Consider the following 16,769-nt stretch of genomic DNA (forward strand, 5'->3'; position numbering starts at 1 on the left):
GGCGGACGCGCGGGTAAGGTCTGCGGCTGTGAGTGGTAGTTCCGCAAGCCTTCAGCCTCCCGCCGACGTGGTGAAACCGGTACGGCACCCCGACGCGCCCGCGGCCGGGGAACTCCTCGGTGCCCACTACGAACACTGTTTCGGGTGCGGCCCCGGTCAGCCGCACGGCCTGCACCTGGAGGCACGTGCCGGCGACGGTGTCTCGCTGACCGCCGAGTTCACCGTCCAGCCCGCCCACCAGGGCGCCCCCGGCCTCGCGCACGGCGGCGTGCTGGCCACGGCCCTGGACGAGACCCTCGGCTCGCTGAACTGGCTGCTGCGGACCATCGCCGTCACCGGCCGGCTGGAGACCGACTTCGTACGGCCGGTCCCGGTCGGCACCACGCTGTACCTGGAGGCCGAGGTCACCGCCGTCGCCGGACGGAAGATCTACTCCACCGCCACCGGACGCCTCGGCGGCCCCGACGGGCCCGTCGCCGTCCGCGCCGACGCCCTCTTCATCGAGGTCAAGGTCGACCACTTCATCGACCACGGCCGCGAGGAGGAGATCCAGGCCGCCATGAGCGACCCCGACCAGCTCCGGCGCGCCCGCGCCTTCGAGGTGAACCCGTGAGCCGCGATCCCCTGAACGTGCTGCTCCGGCGTATCGATCCGGACGTACCGCTTCCGGCGTACGAGCACCCGGGCGACGCCGGCGCCGATCTGCGCACCACCGAGCCGTGCGAGCTTGGGCCGGGGGAGCGGGCCGTGCTGCCCACGGGCGTGTCGATCGCCCTGCCCGAGGGGTACGCGGCCTTCGTGCATCCGCGCTCCGGCCTCGCCGCCCGCTGCGGTGTCGCCCTCGTGAATGCCCCGGGGACGGTTGATGCCGGGTACCGTGGGGAGATCAAGGTGATCGTGGTGAACCTCGATCCGCGCGCGAGCGTGCGGTTCGAGCGCTTCGACCGGATTGCCCAACTGGTCGTCCAGCAGGTCGAGAGGGTCCGCTTCCAGGAGGTGGCGGAACTTCCCGGCTCGGCGCGGGCCGAAGGGGGCTTCGGGTCCACCGGTGGCCATGCCGCGGTGGGCGGCGAGAGCGGCGCAAGCGGTCAGGCCGCCGAGGGCGGTCCGACGGGTGGGAATCGATACGCTTCGGTCGTATCCGACCGGGAAGGACAGTGACGTGTTCGGACGTCGCAAGAAGAAGGGTGCCGCCGAGGACGCGGCCGGCGAGGCCGAGCAGGTCGTCGACAACGTCGACACCGAGGCGGACGAGGAAGTCGAGGCCGGGCGCGAGCGCGTCCGGCTGGAGCCCGGGCCGCGGCCCGACGGGCCATGGGACAGCGACGAGGTGCGCGACCCGGGTGAGGGCCGTGTGGACCTCGGCGGGCTGTTCATCCCGGGCGTCGACGGCATGGAGCTGCGCGTCGAGGTCGCCGGTGACGCGATCGTCGCCGCGACCGTCGTGCTGCGCGACAGCGCCATCCAGCTCCAGGCCTTCGCCGCGCCCAAGCGCGAGGGCATCTGGGGCGAGGTCCGCGAGGAGATCGCGGGCGGCATCACCCAGCAGGGCGGCATCGTCGACGAGGTCGAGGGACCGCTGGGGTGGGAGCTGCGGGCGCAGGTGCCGGTGCAGCTGCCGGACGGCACGGGTGGTTTCCAGGTCGTACGGTTCGTCGGTGTGGACGGTCCGCGGTGGTTCCTGCGCGGTGTGATCTCCGGGCAGGGCGCGGTGCAGCCGCAGGCCGCGGGGCTGCTGGAGCAGATCTTCCGGGACACGGTCGTGGTCCGCGGTGAGGGGCCGATGGCACCCCGCGACCCGATCGTCCTCAAGCTGCCGAACGATGCCCAGATGGTGCCCGAGGGCGTTCAGCAGGAGGAGTCCTCGCGGTTCTCCGGGGGGATGGGACAGCTGCAGCGGGGTCCGGAGATCACCGAGGTCCGCTGACGGCTTCAGCAGCGGTACACGGGCCGTGCCCCTTGAGGGTGCGGCCCGTCTTTGCGCGGTCGCGCCATCAGGGTTGCGTCAAAGTTGCCCCGGGCCCGCCTCCCTGTCCCGTTTGCCGTGATTGCTGGCCGTAAGGTCGACGCTGCGTAGGCAGCAGTCACCGGAAGACAATGGAGCCATGGCACGCGGCAAGCTTCGGATCTACCTCGGCGCGGCACCGGGTGTGGGCAAGACCTACGCCATGCTCTCCGAGGCCCACCGCCGCGTGGAGCGGGGCACCGACTGTGTCGTGGGCTTCGTCGAGCACCACGGCAGGCCGCGCACCGAGGTGATGCTGCACGGCCTGGAACAGGTGCCGCGCAGGCAGCTGGAGTACCGGGACGCCGTCTTCGGCGAGATGGACGTCGACGCCGTGCTGCGCCGGGCGCCCGCCGTCGCCCTGGTCGACGAACTCGCCCACACCAACATCCCGGGCTCCCGCAACGCCAAGCGCTGGCAGGACGTCGAGGAACTGCTCGCCGCCGGCATCGACGTCGTCTCCACCGTCAACATCCAGCACCTGGAGTCACTCGGCGACGTCGTGGAGTCGATCACCGGCGTGCGGCAGCGCGAGACCGTCCCGGACGAGGTGGTACGGCGCGCCGACCAGATCGAGCTGGTCGACATGTCGCCCCAGGCCCTGCGCCGGCGCATGGCGCACGGCAACATCTACCAGCCGGACAAGGTCGACGCGGCCCTGTCCAACTACTTCCGGCCCGGCAACCTCACCGCCCTGCGCGAGCTGGCGCTGCTGTGGGTGGCCGACCGGGTCGACGAGTACCTGAACGAGTACCGCAGCGAACACCGGGTCTCCCGGATCTGGGGGTCGCGCGAGCGGATCGTGGTCGGGCTGACCGGCGGCCCCGAGGGCCGCACCCTGATCCGCCGGGCCGCGCGGCTCGCCGAGAAGGGTGCCGGCGGCGAGGTGCTCGCCGTCTACATAGCCCGCAGCGACGGCCTGACCTCGGCCTCACCGAAGGAGCTGGCCGTCCAGCGCACCCTCGTGGAGGACCTGGGCGGAACGTTCCACCATGTGGTCGGCGACGACATACCGGCCGCGCTGCTGGCCTTCGCGCGCGGCGTCAACGCCACCCAGATCGTGCTGGGCTCCTCGCGCCGCAAGGTCTGGCAGTACGTCTTCGGACCCGGCGTCGGCGCCACGGTCGCCCGGGACTCGGGCCCCGACCTCGACGTCCACATCGTCACCCACGAGGAGGTCGCCAAGGGCCGCGGACTGCCCGTGGCCCGGGGCGCACGGCTCGGGCGGGCCCGGATCATCTGGGGCTGGGCGGTGGGTCTGGTGGGGCCGGCCGTCCTCGCGGTGCTGCTGAACACGATCGAGCTCGGCCTCGCCAACGACATGCTGCTGTTCCTGGCCGTCACCGTCGCGGCGGCGCTGCTCGGCGGCCTGCTGCCCGCGCTGGCCTCGGCGGCCTTCGGCTCGCTGCTGCTGAACTACTTCTACACCCCGCCGCTGCACCGGCTGACCATCGCCGATCCCAAGAACATCGTCGCCATCGCGATCTTCTTCGGGGTCGGCATGTCGGTCGCCTCGGTGGTCGACCTCGCGGCCCGGCGCACCCACCAGGCCGCCCGGCTGCGCGCCGAGTCGGAGATCCTCTCCTTCCTCGCCGGGAACGTGCTGCGCGGCGAGACCAGCCTGGAGGAACTGCTGGAGCGGGTCCGGGAGACCTTCGCGATGGAGTCGGCCGCGCTGCTGGAACGGGCGGGCGACGTCGAGCCGTGGACGTGCGCCGGGCGCGCCGGATTCGGGCGGGCGCTGGAGCGGCCCGAGGACGCCGACGTCGACATGCCCGTCGGCGACCACATGGCGCTCGCGCTCACCGGCCGGGTGCTGCCCGCCGAGGACCGCCGGGTGCTCGCCGCCTTCGCCGCGCAGGCCGCCGTCGTCCTGGACCGCAGGCGGCTGCAGGAGGAGGCCGACCAGGCCCGCACCCTCGCCGAGGGCAACCGCATCCGCACCGCCCTGCTGGCCGCCGTCAGCCACGACCTGCGCACGCCCCTGGCCGGCATCAAGGCCGCGGTGTCGAGTCTGCGCTCCGACGACGTGGCCTGGTCCGAGGAGGACCGGGCGGAGCTGCTGAAGGGCATCGAGGAGGGCGCCGACCGGCTCGACCACCTCGTCGGCAACCTCCTCGACATGTCCCGTCTGCAGACCGGTACGGTCACCCCGCTGATCCGCGAGATCGACGTGGACGAGGTCGTCCCGATGGCCCTGGGGGGCGTGCCCGAGGACAGCGTCGAGCTGGACGTGCCCGAGACCCTGCCGATGGTCGAGGTCGACCCCGGGCTGCTGGAGCGGTCCGTGGCCAACCTGGTCGAGAACGCCGTCAAGTACAGCACGCGCGGGCGGCCGGTGCTGGTCTCCGCGAGCGCCATAGCGGACCGGGTGGAGGTGCGGGTGGTGGACCGCGGGCCGGGCGTCCCGGACGAGGCCAAGGACCGTATCTTCGAGCCCTTCCAGCGGTACGGTGACGCCCCGCGCGGCGCCGGGGTCGGGCTCGGTCTCGCGGTCGCCCGGGGCTTCGCGGAGGCCATGGGCGGCACCCTCAACGCCGAGGACACGCCGGGCGGGGGCCTCACCATGGTGCTCAGCCTCCGCGCGGCAGGATCGCGTCCCGAGTCCCCCGGAGCGGGCCGGGACCTCGCAGAACCAGAAAGGCAGACGACTCTATGACCCGGGTGCTCGTGGTCGACGACGAGCCGCAGATCGTGCGCGCCCTCGTGATCAACCTCAAGGCGCGCAAGTACGAGGTCGACGCGGCCCCCGACGGCCGTACGGCCCTCGAACTCGCCGCCTCGCGCCACCCCGACGTGGTCGTGCTCGACCTGGGTCTGCCCGACCTGGACGGCGTCGAGGTGATCAAGGGCCTGCGCGGCTGGACCCGCGTGCCGATCCTGGTGCTGTCCGCCCGGCACTCCTCCGACGAGAAGGTCGAGGCGCTGGACGCGGGCGCCGACGACTACGTCACCAAGCCCTTCGGCATGGACGAGCTGCTGGCCCGGCTGCGGGCCGCCGTGCGCCGGGCCGAGCCGGTCGGACCCGGCGAGGACGACCTGACGACCGTGGAGACCGAGGGCTTCACCGTCGACCTGGCCGCCAAGAAGGTCAATCGCGCCGGCAAGGACGTCCGGCTCACCCCGACCGAGTGGCACCTGCTGGAGGTGCTGGTCCGCAACACCGGGCGCCTGGTCAGCCAGAAGCAGCTGCTGCAGGAGGTGTGGGGGCCGTCGTACGGGACCGAGACGAACTACCTGCGCGTCTACATGGCCCAGCTGCGCAGGAAGCTGGAGACGGACCCGTCGCACCCGAAGCACTTCATCACGGAGCCGGGGATGGGGTACCGGTTCGAGAAGTGAGCCGGGGCGCGGAGTGAGCTGGGCTACGGTGCCGTCGGCGGGCCCCGGTACGCTTCAGGTATGAGTGCTGTTCCTCGTTCCGAAAAGCCGGCCGGCCGGTTCCGGCGCATGCTCGACCGGCTTTCGTCCTCGCAGGAGGACCTGGAGTCGGAGGAGCTGCGGGAAGACGCCGAGACGGCGGGCTGTACGAAGATCGGTGACTGCCACGACCGGCAGATCGTCACCGTAACTGGTACCTTGCGCACGGTTACCTTGCGACCGCGCGCCGGGGTCCCGGCCCTGGAGGCCGAGCTGTTCGACGGCTCCGCCGCGCTGGACGTGGTGTGGCTCGGCAGGCGTTCCATCGTGGGCATAGAACCGGGACGCAAGCTGATCGCATCGGGCCGGATCTCGATGAGCCGGGGCCGCCGGGTGCTCTTCAACCCGAAGTACGAACTGCGACCCCTCGGACGGGAGTAGCCGGTGACGTCCCTCGACAAGCCGACCGAAAGCACCGACCAGAATCCCCCCGACGAGCCCGGCGACGCCCGCGCGGTGACCGAGGCCGCGTTGTTCGAGGCGTTCGGCGGTGTCCGCGGCATGGTCGAGACGGTCGTGCCGGGCCTGCTCTTCGTCGCGATCTTCACGGTCGACAAGGACCTGCATGTGTCGGCGATCGCGGCGCTGGTCGTCTCCCTGGTCCTGGTCGTGGTCCGGCTCGTGATGAAGGACACCGTCAAGCACGCCTTCAGCGGTGTGTTCGGCGTGGCCTTCGGTGTGGTCTTCGCGATGTTCACCGGCAACGCCAAGGACTTCTACCTGCCCGGCATGCTCTACACGCTGGGCCTGGCGCTGGCGTACATCGTCACGACCCTCGCCGGGGTGCCGCTGATCGGCCTCATCCTCGGCCCGGTCTTCAAGGAGAACCTCTCCTGGCGCACCCGCAACCCCGGCCGCAAGAAGGCCTACGCGAAGGCCAGTTGGGCCTGGGGCCTGATCCTGCTCGCCAAGTGCGCGATCCTCTTCCCGCTCTACTGGTGGTCCGACACCGCCAGGCTGGGCTGGGTCCTGGTCGCCCTGAAGATCCCGCCGTTCCTGCTGGCGGTCTGGCTGACCTGGGTCTTCCTCGCGAAGGCGCCGGCCCCCATCGACGTGTTCGCGGAGATGGAGGCGGAGGAGAAGGCGGCCGAGGAGAGGAAGGCCGCCGCCGAGGCCGCCGCCGAGGCAGCCGGCGAGGCAGCCGGCGAGGCCGCGGGCGGCAGGCACCGCCGAGAGGCGTAGACGGCCGTCGTACGACGAAGAAGGGCGCCCTTGCTGCCAAGGGCGCCCTTCTCGCGGTGACCGGTCAGGCGTCCCCGCGCCGCACCGACAGCAGCTCCTCAAGCTGCTCCTCGCGGGCCTGGGCGGCCACGAAGAGGAGCTCGTCGCCCGCCTCCAGGGAGTCCTCCTTGGACGGGGTGAGCACACGGGTACCGCGGATGATCGTGACCAGGGAGGTGTCCTCCGGCCACTCGACGTCGCCGACCTGGGTGCCGGCCAGGGCCGACTCCTCGGGCAGGGTCAGCTCGACGAGGTTGGCGTCGCCGTGGCTGAAGCGGAGCAGGCGGACCAGGTCGCCGACTGAGACCGCCTCCTCGACCAGGGCGGACATCAGGCGCGGGGTGGAGACGGCCACGTCCACACCCCAGGCCTCGTTGAACAGCCACTCGTTCTTCGGATTGTTGACACGGGCGACGACGCGCGGGACGCCGTACTCCGTCTTGGCGAGCAGCGACACGACCAGGTTGACCTTGTCGTCGCCGGTCGCGGCGATGACGACGTTGCAGCGCTGCAGCGCCGCCTCGTCCAGGGACGTGATCTCGCAGGCGTCGGCCAGCAGCCACTCCGCCTGGGGCACCCGCTCCACCGAGATGGCGGTCGGGGCCTTGTCGATCAGCAGGACCTCGTGGCCGTTCTCCAGCAGCTCGCCCGCGATCGAGCGGCCGACGGCGCCGGCTCCGGCAATGGCGACCCTCATCAGTGACCGCTCTCCTCTTCCGGGCCCTGGGCGAACGCCGCCTCGACCTTGTCGACCTCGTCCGTCCGCATCATCACGTGCACGAGGTCGCCCTCCTGCAGCACCGTCTGCGAGGACGGCAGGATCGCCTCGCCCAGGCGGGTCAGGAACGCCACCCGGACGCCCGTCTCCTCCTGCAGCTTGCTGATCTTGTGACCGACCCACTTCGCGGAGGCGTGCACCTCCGCGAGCTGGACGCCACCGGTGGGGTCGCGCCACAGCGGCTCCGCGCCCGAGGGCAGCAGGCGGCGCAGCATCTGGTCGGCGGTCCAGCGGACCGTCGCCACGGTGGGGATGCCCAGGCGCTGGTAGACCTCGGCGCGGCGCGGGTCGTAGATGCGCGCGGCCACGTTCTCCACGCCGAACATCTCGCGGGCCACGCGCGCGGAGATGATGTTGGAGTTGTCACCGCTGGAGACGGCGGCGAAGGCGCCGGCCTCCTCGATGCCCGCCTCGCGCAGCGTGTCCTGGTCGAAGCCGACCCCGGTGACCCTGCGGCCCCCGAACCCCGGGCCCAGCCGGCGGAAGGCGGTGGGGTCCTGGTCGATCACGGCGACCGTGTGGCCCTGCTGCTCCAGGGTCTGGGCCAGAGCGGAACCCACTCGTCCGCAGCCCATGATGACAATGTGCATCGCCTCACACCGCACTTTCGGCAGGCCGTCCGACCTGTCCCAACGTCGTTTTCATGTTCCTCTCTCGGCTCGGCAGGCGCTACCTTGCGGGCCGTTCGCGGCCCACCAGGCAACATCATGCCGGGGAATGCCGCCGTCATCCGCCCGTGGGAGACACCTGTCACAGACGTGTGAGGTGTGACCAGTGGTTGCGGTGGTTACATTTGAAGACAGCAATGATCGTGGACAACGTTGCCGTATCTCGGGGGAATCGTGACGGAACGGGGCGAGCCGAGGGCCGCGCGGAGCACGGGATTACTGGATCCGGAGGACATCGAGGTCTACATCTCGCTGCTGCCCCGGCTGCCCGGGCCGGCCGACGGAGCGCCGCCGGAAGCGGTGCGCAGGCTGGTCAGGAGCGGGCTGCTGCACGAGAGCGGCGAGGCCGGTGAGGGCCGCGACCGCGTCACCTACGCGGCCGCGAACCCCGCCCTCGTCTGCGGCCGGCGGGCGAAGGGCATCCTCGACGAGGCACAGGAGATGATCCTGCGCCTGCTGCGCAACCAGGAGACACTGGCCCCGGCGGTGGACGCCTACCTGAGCCAGCGGGACCCGGGCGGGTACAAGGTGCACTCGGGGATGCCCCACATCAACGCCGCCATCGAAATGGCCACCCGCGAGTGCCGCGAGGAGATCCTCACCTCCCAGCCGGGCGGACCGCGCTCCGCCGAGGTCCTGGCCACCGCACTGCCGCCGACGCTCGACATGCTCAGGCGCGGCGCCCGGATGAAGACGATCTACCAGCACAACGCGCGCTCCGGCCCCGCCACGCAGGCGTACGTACGGGCCATCGAGGAGCACGGCGCGGAAGTGCGCACCCTGGACGAGAACTTCGACCGGCTGATCATCTTCGACCGCAAGGTGGCCTTCATCCCGGGCACCGAGGACCGCTCGGTGGCCGTCGAGGTGCGCATCCCGGCGGTCGTCTCCTTCCTCGCGGTGGTCTTCGAACGGTCCTGGCTGCGCGCCGTCCCCTTCACCCCGCCGGGCCGGGACCGGGCGACGGCGCGCATCACCGACGAGATGGAGCTGGCGATCCTGCGGCATGTGGTCGCCGGCGACAAGGACGCCGTGACCGCCCAGCAGCTCGGGATCAGCGTCCGGCGCTGCCAGACCTACATCGCCCGGCTCTCGGACCGGCTCGGCAGCCGCAGCCGGGCACAGCTCGGCTACCTGATCGCCAAGTCGGGCCTGCTGGAGGCGAACGTGCCGGACGAGCCCCCGAAGGACCCGGAGCACACCCCGGTTCACGCCGCCTCGCTGTCCACCGTCGGCTGACCCGCCCGCGCCCGTGCCGCGTACACCGCGTAGAGCACCACCACCCCGGCCCCGAGCACCAGGCACGCCGTCCACAGCGTGTCCCCGCCATAGGCCTGACGCACCGTCATGCCCAGCGGCGCGCCGAGCACCAGGCCGAGGTTCCACACGAACTGGTACGCGCCCTGGTAGGCCCCCGCCCGGCCCTCGGGCGCGTGCCGGACCAGGAACGCCGACGCCTGCGGCACCAGCAGGATCTCGCCCAGCGTCCACACGGTGAGCGCGGCGGCGTACGACCACGCGGCCCCGGCCACGGCGTTGGCGCCGAACCCGAGCGCCACGAGCAGTCCGGCGAGGACGAACTGGGCGTCCATGCCGATCCGTCCGGCCAGCCGGGACACGACGGGCTGCAGGACGATGATCAGCAGCCCGTTGAGGGAGACGACCAGGCCGTAGGCGTGCGGGCTCAGCCCGTGCGCCGCCATCTCCAGCGGCAGCGTCGACTGCTTCTGCAGGTAGATCAGGGCCAGGCAGAAGGACAGGCACAGGAAGCGCGCCACGGGTCCGGAACGGAAGGGGGACAGCAGGCCGCGTACGGCACCGCGGCCGTCCGGGCCGTCCGGGCCGCCCGGCCCCCGCCCGGGCAGGCGCAGCGCCACCGCGCTGTAGCACAGGGCGGTCGTGATGTTGAGCACGATCAGCCAGCCGGCACCGCGTTCGAGCAGGACGCCGGAGACCGCGGGCGAGATCGCGGCGCCGATGTTGGAGGCCCAGTAGAGCAGTCCGAAGGCGCGCACATGGCCCGACGCGGGCAGCGCCCGGGCGACCACGACCGCACCGGCCGGCTTGTGCAGCGTGGACGCGCAGCCGGACAGCAGCACGACCGCGGCCAGGACAGCGGCGCGACGGGTGCCGGCCAGGGCGAGGGAGGCGGCCAGCGAGACCGCCTGCGAGCACAGCACCGCCGCCCGGGGCCCGATCCGGTCGGCCAGCGCACCCCCCGCGAGCGACCCCGCCACGGATCCCGCACCCCACAGGCCGACCAGCACCCCGATGGTGCCGGCGGACAGCCCCGCCGCGGCGGCCAGGTACAGGGAGAGGAACGCCGGGACGAGGATGCCCAGCCGGTTCAGCAGCGTTCCGGCGAACAGCAGCCGGAACACGGGCGGGAGCGGCCGCCGTACGACGGCCGCTCCCGGGTGCGGTGCCCTCACGCCGACTCCAGCTCCTGCCAGTCGGCCAGCCGCTGCAGCGAGAAGATGTCCTTCACGGAGGCGATGCGGTCCTCCAGTTCGGTGGTCGCGCCCCGGTCGAGGATGGTGCCGTAGGTCTCGCGCAGCGCCCGGATGGTGGCGCGCAGGCCCTGGTTGGCGTAGATCACCGTGGACACGCCGGCCTTGACTGCGTCGTCGATGTGCCAGTCGGGGTACGTGGTCGGGACGACCACCACCGGCGCGCGGTCCCGCCACTCGGCGAGGAAGGCGAGCACCTGCTCGTTGGTCGGCCTCTTGGAGTGCACCAGCACGGCGTCGGCGCCCGCGTCGACGTAGGCGTGGCAGCGCTCCAGGGCGACCTCGACGCCGAGCCCGTCGATCAGCGCCTCGGTGCGGGCGATGACGAAGAAGTCCTCGGTGCGCCGGGCCTGCTTGGCCACGCGGAGCTTGGAGCAGAACGTCTCGGTGTCCACGAGGGTGTGGGAGGTGGCGACGAAGCTGTTCATCTTCGGGAACTGCTTGTCCTCGATGGCGACCGCGGTGATGCCGGCCGCCTCGTACTCGCGGACCATGTGCGCCACGTTCAGGTTGTTGCCGTAGCCGGTGTCGACGTCGGCGACGACGGGGATGCCGATGGCCTTCTGGGTGTTCGCCGCGGCCTGGAGGTACTCGGTCATCGTCAGCACGCTGGCGTCCGGCAGGCAGCGCGCCGCGGACACCTCCAGGCTGGACGCCCAGACGGCGTCGAAGCCGGCGGACTCGGCGAGCCGGCCGCCCAGCGCGTCATGCGCGCCGGCGACCCGCACCGCGCCCCCGGCGGCACGGCGTGCGGCGAGGACCGAGCGGAAGGAGGGATGGCGGGGGGATTCGAGCATGGCGGTGCTCCTCGGTGTGCGGGGGTCGGTGTGCGGGTGGTGGGGGAGAACAGGACGTCAGGCCCGGGCGGTGGTCACCGTCACGGTGTCCGCCGCCGCCCGCGCCCGCCGCAGCGCCTCCGGGCCGGTCGGGGCGACGGCGACCACGTGCCCGTAGCGGGCGGTGTTGTTGGGCAGGGGCCGCACCCGGGCGCCGGGCTCGACGTAGACGCCGACGTCCAGGACCCCGGGCAGCCGGGCCGCCTCGTCGGCGCCCGTGACCGCCGTGACCACGCCCTCGACCGCGGGGAGGAAGGCGATGGCGGCGGCCCGGTGGTGCCCGGGCGCGGGCAGCGGGTCCGCGTCCCCGGGAGCCAGGTACATCGCGACCAGCTCGGCGGGGATGTCCACGCCCGTGGCGAGCGCCACGAGCCGGGTGATCCGGTCGCCCGCGGGACGGCAGTTGATCTCGATGAGGCGCGGGCCGCCGGCGGCCAGCCGCAGTTCGACGTGGGCGGCGCCGAAGTCGAAGCCGACGGCGCGCAGCGCGGCGGCGGCCACGTCCGCGCACGCCTCGTCGAGGCCGGAGCCGAGCGCGGCCGGCACCTGGTGGCCGGTCTCGCAGAAGTACGGCAGCTCGCCCAGCTCCTTGCGGGTGACGGCCAGCACGGACACCTCGCCGCCGCGCACCAGCGCCTCGACGCTGACCTCGGGTCCGTCGACGTACTCCTCGACGAGCGCCGCCGGGATCTTGCGCTGGCCGCGCTCGTTGTGGGTCTCCTTCAGCAGCAGCCGCACATGGTCGGCGGCCTCGTCCGCGTCGCGGCACAGGCGTACGCCGTTGCTGCCGCCGTCGTCGAGCGGCTTGACCACGCAGGGGTACGCGAGGTCCGCGCCGTACACCTCCTCCGGCCTCTCGACACGGGCGAACCCCGGCACCGGCACGCCCGCGTCCGCGCACAGCCGGCGGGTGAGTGACTTGTCGCGGGCCGCGCGGACCCCCGCGGGGCCGGGGCCGGGCAGTCCGAGCGTGCGCGAGGCCTCGGCGCCGCTGATCATGTGCCACTCGCCGACGGCCACGATCGCGTCCGCCGGGTGCGCCAGGCCCCGTACGGCGGCCACGACGGCGGCCGGATCGTTGGTCTCGCAGGTGACGACCTCGTCGACCGGACCGAGGTCCAGGCGTTCATGGCCCGGAGCCAGGTACAGCGACAGATCACGGGTGAGGAAGGTGACCCGGTGGCCGGCGCGGCGCGCGGCGGCGATGGCCTCGTACCCGCTGCCGGTGAGGTTGCTCTCCAGGAAGACGACGTGCCGGCCGCTCACCGCGCCGCCCCGGCAGCCGCCGGTTCCACCACGAACAGGTCCTCGCTCAGAGCCGTCAACCGGTCCAGGTCCGCCAGCAGCAGCTCGGGCGAGCCGGCGCGCAGCTCGATCCGCAGCGGGGATGCGGCACCCTCGTGGCGGGGCTGGACCAGGTCGCCGGGGTGTTTGTACACATCGACCTGGGCGGTGGCGGGCAGCGCGCGGATCCGGTCCAGGCCGTGATAGGCGACCAGCGTCCCGGCCCGCTCCGGGTACGGGGTGACGACCGCGGCGGCCCCGTCGCGCACCGGCTCCACGTCCGGTGCCACGCCGCGCAGCACGTCCCGGTAGCCGGCGATCAGATTGATGCCGTACGCCTCGCGCAGCAGCGGGGCACGGTTGGCGCCGGGGCGGCCGGCCGCCTCGATCAGCCGGGGCCCGTCGGGGCCGTGCACGAACTCGACATGGGCGAGACCGCGCCGGATGCCGAGGGCACGGACCGCGTCGGCGGCCAGGGCGCGCATCCGGTCGCGTTCGCCGGGCGTGAGGCGGGTGGCGGTGACGCGGGCGAAGTGATGGAAGTCGGTGCCGCCCAGGTCGGTGCCGGTGACGACGTCCACGACGGGTGTCGTCCACACCTGTTCGCCGAGCACCAGGCACTCCACGGAGTGGTTGGTGCCGGTCAGGAACTCCTCGACCAGGATCTCCACCGGCGTGTCCCCGATGCGCTGTCCCGCACTGAACTCCGGGAGCGCGGCGGCCAGTTCACGGTAGGCGGCGGTCAGCTCGGCCGGGTTCTCGCACCGCGAGACGAAGTAACTGCCCCACAGGTTGCCGGGTTTGAGGACCACCGGATAGCCGGTGCCGGCGGCGAAGGCCAGCGCCTGCTCCTCGCTCGTCACCACGGCCGAGCGGGCGGAGGCGTGCTCCCCGATGTGCTCGGCGAACCTGCGCCGCATCTCACTCTTGCTGCGCACCGCGGCCGCCGCCTCGCGGCTCATCGCGGGCAGCCCGAGCCGCGCGCACACCTCCGCCCACAGCGGCACCAGCGTCTCGTCGACGTTCAGCACCGAGTCGATCCGCCGGCTCCGGCCGATCTCCTCGATCCGGCGTACGACCGCGTCCGCGCCGTCGGCGAACCGCAGGTGCTCGACGACCTCGAACTCCTCGGGCTCCAGCGTGTGCACGCTGTCGGTGTCCCGCAGCACACCCAGCGCCACCCCCGTCTCCAGCAGGCCGGCGTAGAACTCGGGGCGCTGCACGGCGCCGAAGTACAGGACCAGCGGACGGCGGCCGTCCTCGGCGGGCTCACTCGACACCGCTCATCACCTCCCGCAGCGCGGCGAGGCCCGCGGCGATACGGTCCTCGGCGATCGCGTACGACATCCGCACGAAGCCCTCGCTGCCGAAGGCCGTGCCCGGGGTCAGCGCGATGTGCGCCTGTTCCATGAGGACACCGGTGAGGGTGTCGGTGTCCGGGACGGGGACACCGCCGAGCTTGCGGCCGATCACGTCGCGGACGTCCAGGAAGTAGTAGAAGGCGCCCTGGGGGGTGGTGGCGGGCCGGACGTGGTCGATGGTGGTGAGGGCGTCACCGACCAGTGCGTGCCGCCGGGCCAGCACCTGGCGGACGTGCTCGGTGAAGCCGTCCAGCTCGCCCCGGGCCGCCGGCAGCAGAGCGTGCTGGACGACACTGGTGACGTTCGACGCGGTGTGGCTCTGCAGGTTCTTCAGTGTGTCGATCAGCGGACGCGGGCCGTGCACATGGCCCGCGCGCCAGCCGGTGACCGCGAAGCTCTTGGAGAACGAGCCGATGCCGACGGTGAGTTCGCGGGCCTCGGGCACCAGTGCCGCGGGGTGGGCGTGGGCCGCGCCGGGCAGGACGAGTTCGCCGTAGCACTCGTCGAAGACGATCCACACGCGGTGGGCGACCGCCCAGGCGGCGATGCGGGCCAGCTGCTCGGGCGGGCAGACCGCGCCGGTCGGATTGTTCGGGGTGTTGAGGACCAGCAGCCGGGTGCGCGGCGTCCGCAGGGCCTCCAGCCGGTCCACGTCCGGCACGAAGCCGGTGTCGGACGTCTCCACCGGCACGGGTTCGCCGCCCGCGATGCGGATCTGCGCGGCGAAGGTGCCCCAGCCCGGGTTGGGCACCAGCGCCTGGTCGCCCGGGTCGAGCAGGGCGAGCGCGGCGAGGTGCAGGCCGTGCTTGGCACCGGTGGTCACGATCACCTCCCGCGCCTCGTACGGCACCCCGGACAGCCGGGTGATCCGCTCGGCCAGGGCGGTGCGCAGGGCGGGCAGTCCCGCGGTGTCGGTGTAGCGGTGGGTGTCCGCGTCCGTGGCCGCGTGCAGGGCGCGCAGGACGTCGGCGGGCGGGGCGAAGTCCAGCTCCCCCGCGGCGAAGTTGACGATCTCGACGCCCTGGGCCCGGAGGGCTTCGGCCTTGTTGCGCGTGCCGGAGGTCTTGGATCCGGATACGGAGTGCGCGCGTGCGGCGAGGCGCATGCGAGGGCTCCCATCTGTCGTTCGGGAAAAGACGCGGGGGAAGGCGGGGGACGGGCGGGGGAAGGGGTGGCAGGGGTGGTCAGCCCGAGACCACGCCGGCGATCACCGACACCGAACTGAGGACGAGCAGCCCCAGGACGGCCTGCCGGAAGCGTTCGGAGTCGAAGCGGGCGAAGATGCGCTCGCCGACGACGATGCCGATGAACAGCGCCGGCACCCCGGCGAGCAGCGCCCACCCGACCTGGGCGGTGAGCCGCCCGCTGAGCGCGTAACCGCTCAGCGACGCCAGGCTCGTACCGGAGAACACCACGCCCAGCGTGGCGCGCTGCACCCGCGGCGGCAGCCGCAGGCTCTGCATGGCGGCCACCATCGGCGGGCCGTCGATGCCGGTGGAGGCGAAGGAGGCGCCGGAGAACACGCTGATGCAGGCGACCGCGGCCAGCCCGCCGCGCACGGTGACCCGGCGCCACACCATCAGCGTGCACAGCAGCACCACGACCGCGATGACCAGCGACAGCGCCCGTCCGGGCAGCACATGCAGCAGCCACACCCCGAACGGCACGCCCAGCAGGCCCGCGCCGAGCGCCACGGCGGTGATCCGCCGGTCCACGTGCCGCCAGTCCTTCACGGCGATCCACAGGCTGAGCGGCGCCGCCATGATCGCGGCGACGACGACGGCCGTGACCGGGTCGAGCAGCAGTGTCAGCGGGGGCACGGCGACCAGCGAGAAGCCGAACCCCGCGGTGGTGCGGATGACGGAGGCCAGGGTGAGGACGAGGAAGACCCCGGCGACGACGGCTGCGGTCATGAGGCCCGCACCACCGTGTTGGTCAGCTCGCCCAGGCCCTCGACGGCGACGGTGACCGTGTCACCGGGGTACATCCGCGAGACGCCCGCCGGGGTGCCGGTGAGGATCACGTCGCCGGGCAGCAGCGTCATCGCCGCACTGATGTGCGCGATCAGCTCGTCGACGGGCCGGACCATCTGCTGGGTGCCGCCCTCCTGCCGCAGTTCGCCGTTGACGGTGGCGGTGACCCGCAGTGCGGCCGGGTCCAGGTCGGTCTCCACCCAGGGGCCGAGCGGGCAGAAGGTGTCCGAGCCCTTGGCCCGCCACCACTGGCCGTCGGGCTTTTGCAGGTCGCGAGCGGTGACGTCGTTGGCGCAGGTGTAGCCGAGCAGCACGCCCGGTACGTCCTCGGGCGCCAGGTCGCGGCACCGGACGCCGACGACCGCCGCCAGCTCCGCCTCGTGGTGGAGTTCCTCGGTGTACTCCGGGAAGACGATGTCCGCTCCCGGACCGATGACGCTGGTGGACGGCTTGAGGAAGATCAGCGGCCGCTCCGGTACCCGGTTGCCCAGCTCCGCGGCGTGGGCGGCGAAGTTGCGGCCGACCGCGACCACCTTCGAGGGCTCCACCGGGGCGAGCAGCGTCACCTCGTCCAGCGGGCGGGGCGGGCGGTCCCCGGCAGGGGCGCGGGTGCCGTACGGGTCCCCGGCCAACGGCGTGATCAGCCCGTCGGCGCCGAGGAGGCCGTACACCCCCTCGGTCCCCGCCGCTTCCCGGTACCTCACGATGCGCAT

17 protein-coding genes are annotated in these 16,769 nt (G+C 72.6%); 8 read left to right on the plus strand and 9 right to left on the minus strand.

Annotation, left to right across the window (positions count from 1 at the left end):
- The first annotated feature begins 28 nt into the window (after positions 1-28).
- The 7 genes from ABT171_RS19825 to ABT171_RS19855 all read left to right on the plus strand — a co-directional run bounded on the left by ABT171_RS19825 (position 29) and on the right by ABT171_RS19855 (position 6,607).
- On the plus strand, positions 29-613 hold the full coding sequence (locus ABT171_RS19825; RefSeq protein WP_351245463.1) for a PaaI family thioesterase: 585 nt from the start codon (positions 29-31) through the stop codon (positions 611-613).
- Positions 610-1,161: a dUTP diphosphatase gene (gene dut / locus ABT171_RS19830; RefSeq protein WP_351245465.1), complete on the plus strand. Its 552-nt coding sequence runs from the start codon at positions 610-612 to the stop codon at positions 1,159-1,161. The genes ABT171_RS19825 and dut overlap by 4 nt, the downstream gene beginning before the upstream one ends.
- A gap of 1 nt (position 1,162) precedes the next feature.
- Entirely contained in the window at positions 1,163-1,927 is a 765-nt protein-coding gene (locus ABT171_RS19835) for a DUF3710 domain-containing protein (protein WP_351245467.1), read from the plus strand.
- 178 nt (positions 1,928-2,105) lie between these two features.
- Positions 2,106-4,664, plus strand: coding sequence for an ATP-binding protein (locus tag ABT171_RS19840; RefSeq protein ID WP_351245469.1), 2,559 nt, complete (start codon positions 2,106-2,108; stop codon positions 4,662-4,664).
- Positions 4,661-5,347, plus strand: coding sequence for a response regulator (locus ABT171_RS19845; protein WP_351245471.1), 687 nt, complete (start codon positions 4,661-4,663; stop codon positions 5,345-5,347). Before ABT171_RS19840 ends, ABT171_RS19845 begins: the two co-directional genes overlap by 4 nt.
- A gap of 60 nt (positions 5,348-5,407) precedes the next feature.
- On the plus strand, positions 5,408-5,806 hold the full coding sequence (locus ABT171_RS19850) for an OB-fold nucleic acid binding domain-containing protein (RefSeq protein ID WP_076095565.1): 399 nt from the start codon (positions 5,408-5,410) through the stop codon (positions 5,804-5,806).
- A 3-nt stretch (positions 5,807-5,809) separates the two neighbouring features.
- A complete protein-coding gene (locus ABT171_RS19855; protein WP_351245473.1) occupies positions 5,810-6,607 on the plus strand; it encodes a DUF3159 domain-containing protein in 798 nt (265 codons plus the stop codon).
- 64 nt (positions 6,608-6,671) lie between these two features.
- On the opposite strand, the gene ABT171_RS19860 is transcribed toward ABT171_RS19855, so the two are convergent.
- Positions 6,672-7,343, minus strand: a complete 672-nt coding sequence (locus ABT171_RS19860; RefSeq protein ID WP_351245475.1) for a potassium channel family protein — start codon at positions 7,341-7,343, stop codon at positions 6,672-6,674.
- Complete coding sequence (locus tag ABT171_RS19865) at positions 7,343-8,014, minus strand: potassium channel family protein (protein ID WP_351245477.1); 672 nt, start codon at positions 8,012-8,014, stop codon at positions 7,343-7,345. The genes ABT171_RS19860 and ABT171_RS19865 overlap by 1 nt, the downstream gene beginning before the upstream one ends.
- A 252-nt stretch (positions 8,015-8,266) precedes the next feature.
- Between ABT171_RS19865 and ABT171_RS19870 the strand changes: the two genes are divergently transcribed.
- The gene (locus tag ABT171_RS19870; protein ID WP_351245479.1) at positions 8,267-9,331 is read left to right on the plus strand and encodes a hypothetical protein; all 1,065 of its coding nucleotides are present in this window, start codon (positions 8,267-8,269) and stop codon (positions 9,329-9,331) included.
- Here the strand turns inward: ABT171_RS19870 and ABT171_RS19875 are convergent.
- The 7 genes from ABT171_RS19875 to ABT171_RS19905 form a co-directional block, all read right to left on the minus strand.
- Entirely contained in the window at positions 9,301-10,524 is a 1,224-nt protein-coding gene (locus ABT171_RS19875; protein ID WP_351245481.1) for an MFS transporter, read from the minus strand. The genes ABT171_RS19870 and ABT171_RS19875 overlap by 31 nt on opposite strands.
- Positions 10,521-11,399 (minus strand): isocitrate lyase/phosphoenolpyruvate mutase family protein, encoded by an 879-nt coding sequence (locus ABT171_RS19880; RefSeq protein ID WP_351245483.1) that lies wholly within the window; start codon positions 11,397-11,399, stop codon positions 10,521-10,523. Before ABT171_RS19880 ends, ABT171_RS19875 begins: the two co-directional genes overlap by 4 nt.
- Before the next feature lie 57 nt (positions 11,400-11,456).
- Positions 11,457-12,704: an ATP-grasp domain-containing protein gene (locus ABT171_RS19885; protein ID WP_351245485.1), complete on the minus strand. Its 1,248-nt coding sequence runs from the start codon at positions 12,702-12,704 to the stop codon at positions 11,457-11,459.
- A complete protein-coding gene (locus ABT171_RS19890) occupies positions 12,701-14,002 on the minus strand; it encodes an ATP-grasp domain-containing protein (protein ID WP_351245487.1) in 1,302 nt (433 codons plus the stop codon). Before ABT171_RS19890 ends, ABT171_RS19885 begins: the two co-directional genes overlap by 4 nt.
- A complete protein-coding gene (locus ABT171_RS19895) occupies positions 13,992-15,188 on the minus strand; it encodes an aminotransferase class I/II-fold pyridoxal phosphate-dependent enzyme (protein ID WP_351245489.1) in 1,197 nt (398 codons plus the stop codon). Before ABT171_RS19895 ends, ABT171_RS19890 begins: the two co-directional genes overlap by 11 nt.
- 79 nt (positions 15,189-15,267) lie before the next feature.
- Positions 15,268-15,996 (minus strand): sulfite exporter TauE/SafE family protein, encoded by a 729-nt coding sequence (locus ABT171_RS19900; RefSeq protein WP_351245491.1) that lies wholly within the window; start codon positions 15,994-15,996, stop codon positions 15,268-15,270.
- Positions 15,993-16,769 (minus strand): fumarylacetoacetate hydrolase family protein, encoded by a 777-nt coding sequence (locus ABT171_RS19905; RefSeq protein ID WP_351245493.1) that lies wholly within the window; start codon positions 16,767-16,769, stop codon positions 15,993-15,995. The genes ABT171_RS19900 and ABT171_RS19905 overlap by 4 nt, the downstream gene beginning before the upstream one ends.

The organism is Streptomyces sp. NPDC001851, assembly GCF_040297165.1.
Taxonomy (GTDB): Bacteria; Actinomycetota; Actinomycetes; order Streptomycetales; family Streptomycetaceae; genus Streptomyces.

Coding starts and splice junctions, on each gene's coding strand:
- ABT171_RS19840 (WP_351245469.1), top strand. CDS start 2,106: ATGGCACGCGGCAAGCTTCGGATCTACCTCGGCGCGGCACCGGGTGTG.
- ABT171_RS19845 (WP_351245471.1), top strand. CDS start 4,661: ATGACCCGGGTGCTCGTGGTCGACGACGAGCCGCAGATCGTGCGCGCC.
- ABT171_RS19850 (WP_076095565.1), top strand. CDS start 5,408: ATGAGTGCTGTTCCTCGTTCCGAAAAGCCGGCCGGCCGGTTCCGGCGC.
- ABT171_RS19860 (WP_351245475.1), bottom strand. CDS start 7,343: ATGAGGGTCGCCATTGCCGGAGCCGGCGCCGTCGGCCGCTCGATCGCG.
- ABT171_RS19865 (WP_351245477.1), bottom strand. CDS start 8,014: ATGCACATTGTCATCATGGGCTGCGGACGAGTGGGTTCCGCTCTGGCC.
- ABT171_RS19880 (WP_351245483.1), bottom strand. CDS start 11,399: ATGCTCGAATCCCCCCGCCATCCCTCCTTCCGCTCGGTCCTCGCCGCA.
- ABT171_RS19895 (WP_351245489.1), bottom strand. CDS start 15,188: ATGCGCCTCGCCGCACGCGCGCACTCCGTATCCGGATCCAAGACCTCC.
- ABT171_RS19900 (WP_351245491.1), bottom strand. CDS start 15,996: ATGACCGCAGCCGTCGTCGCCGGGGTCTTCCTCGTCCTCACCCTGGCC.
- ABT171_RS19905 (WP_351245493.1), bottom strand. CDS start 16,769: ATGCGCATCGTGAGGTACCGGGAAGCGGCGGGGACCGAGGGGGTGTAC.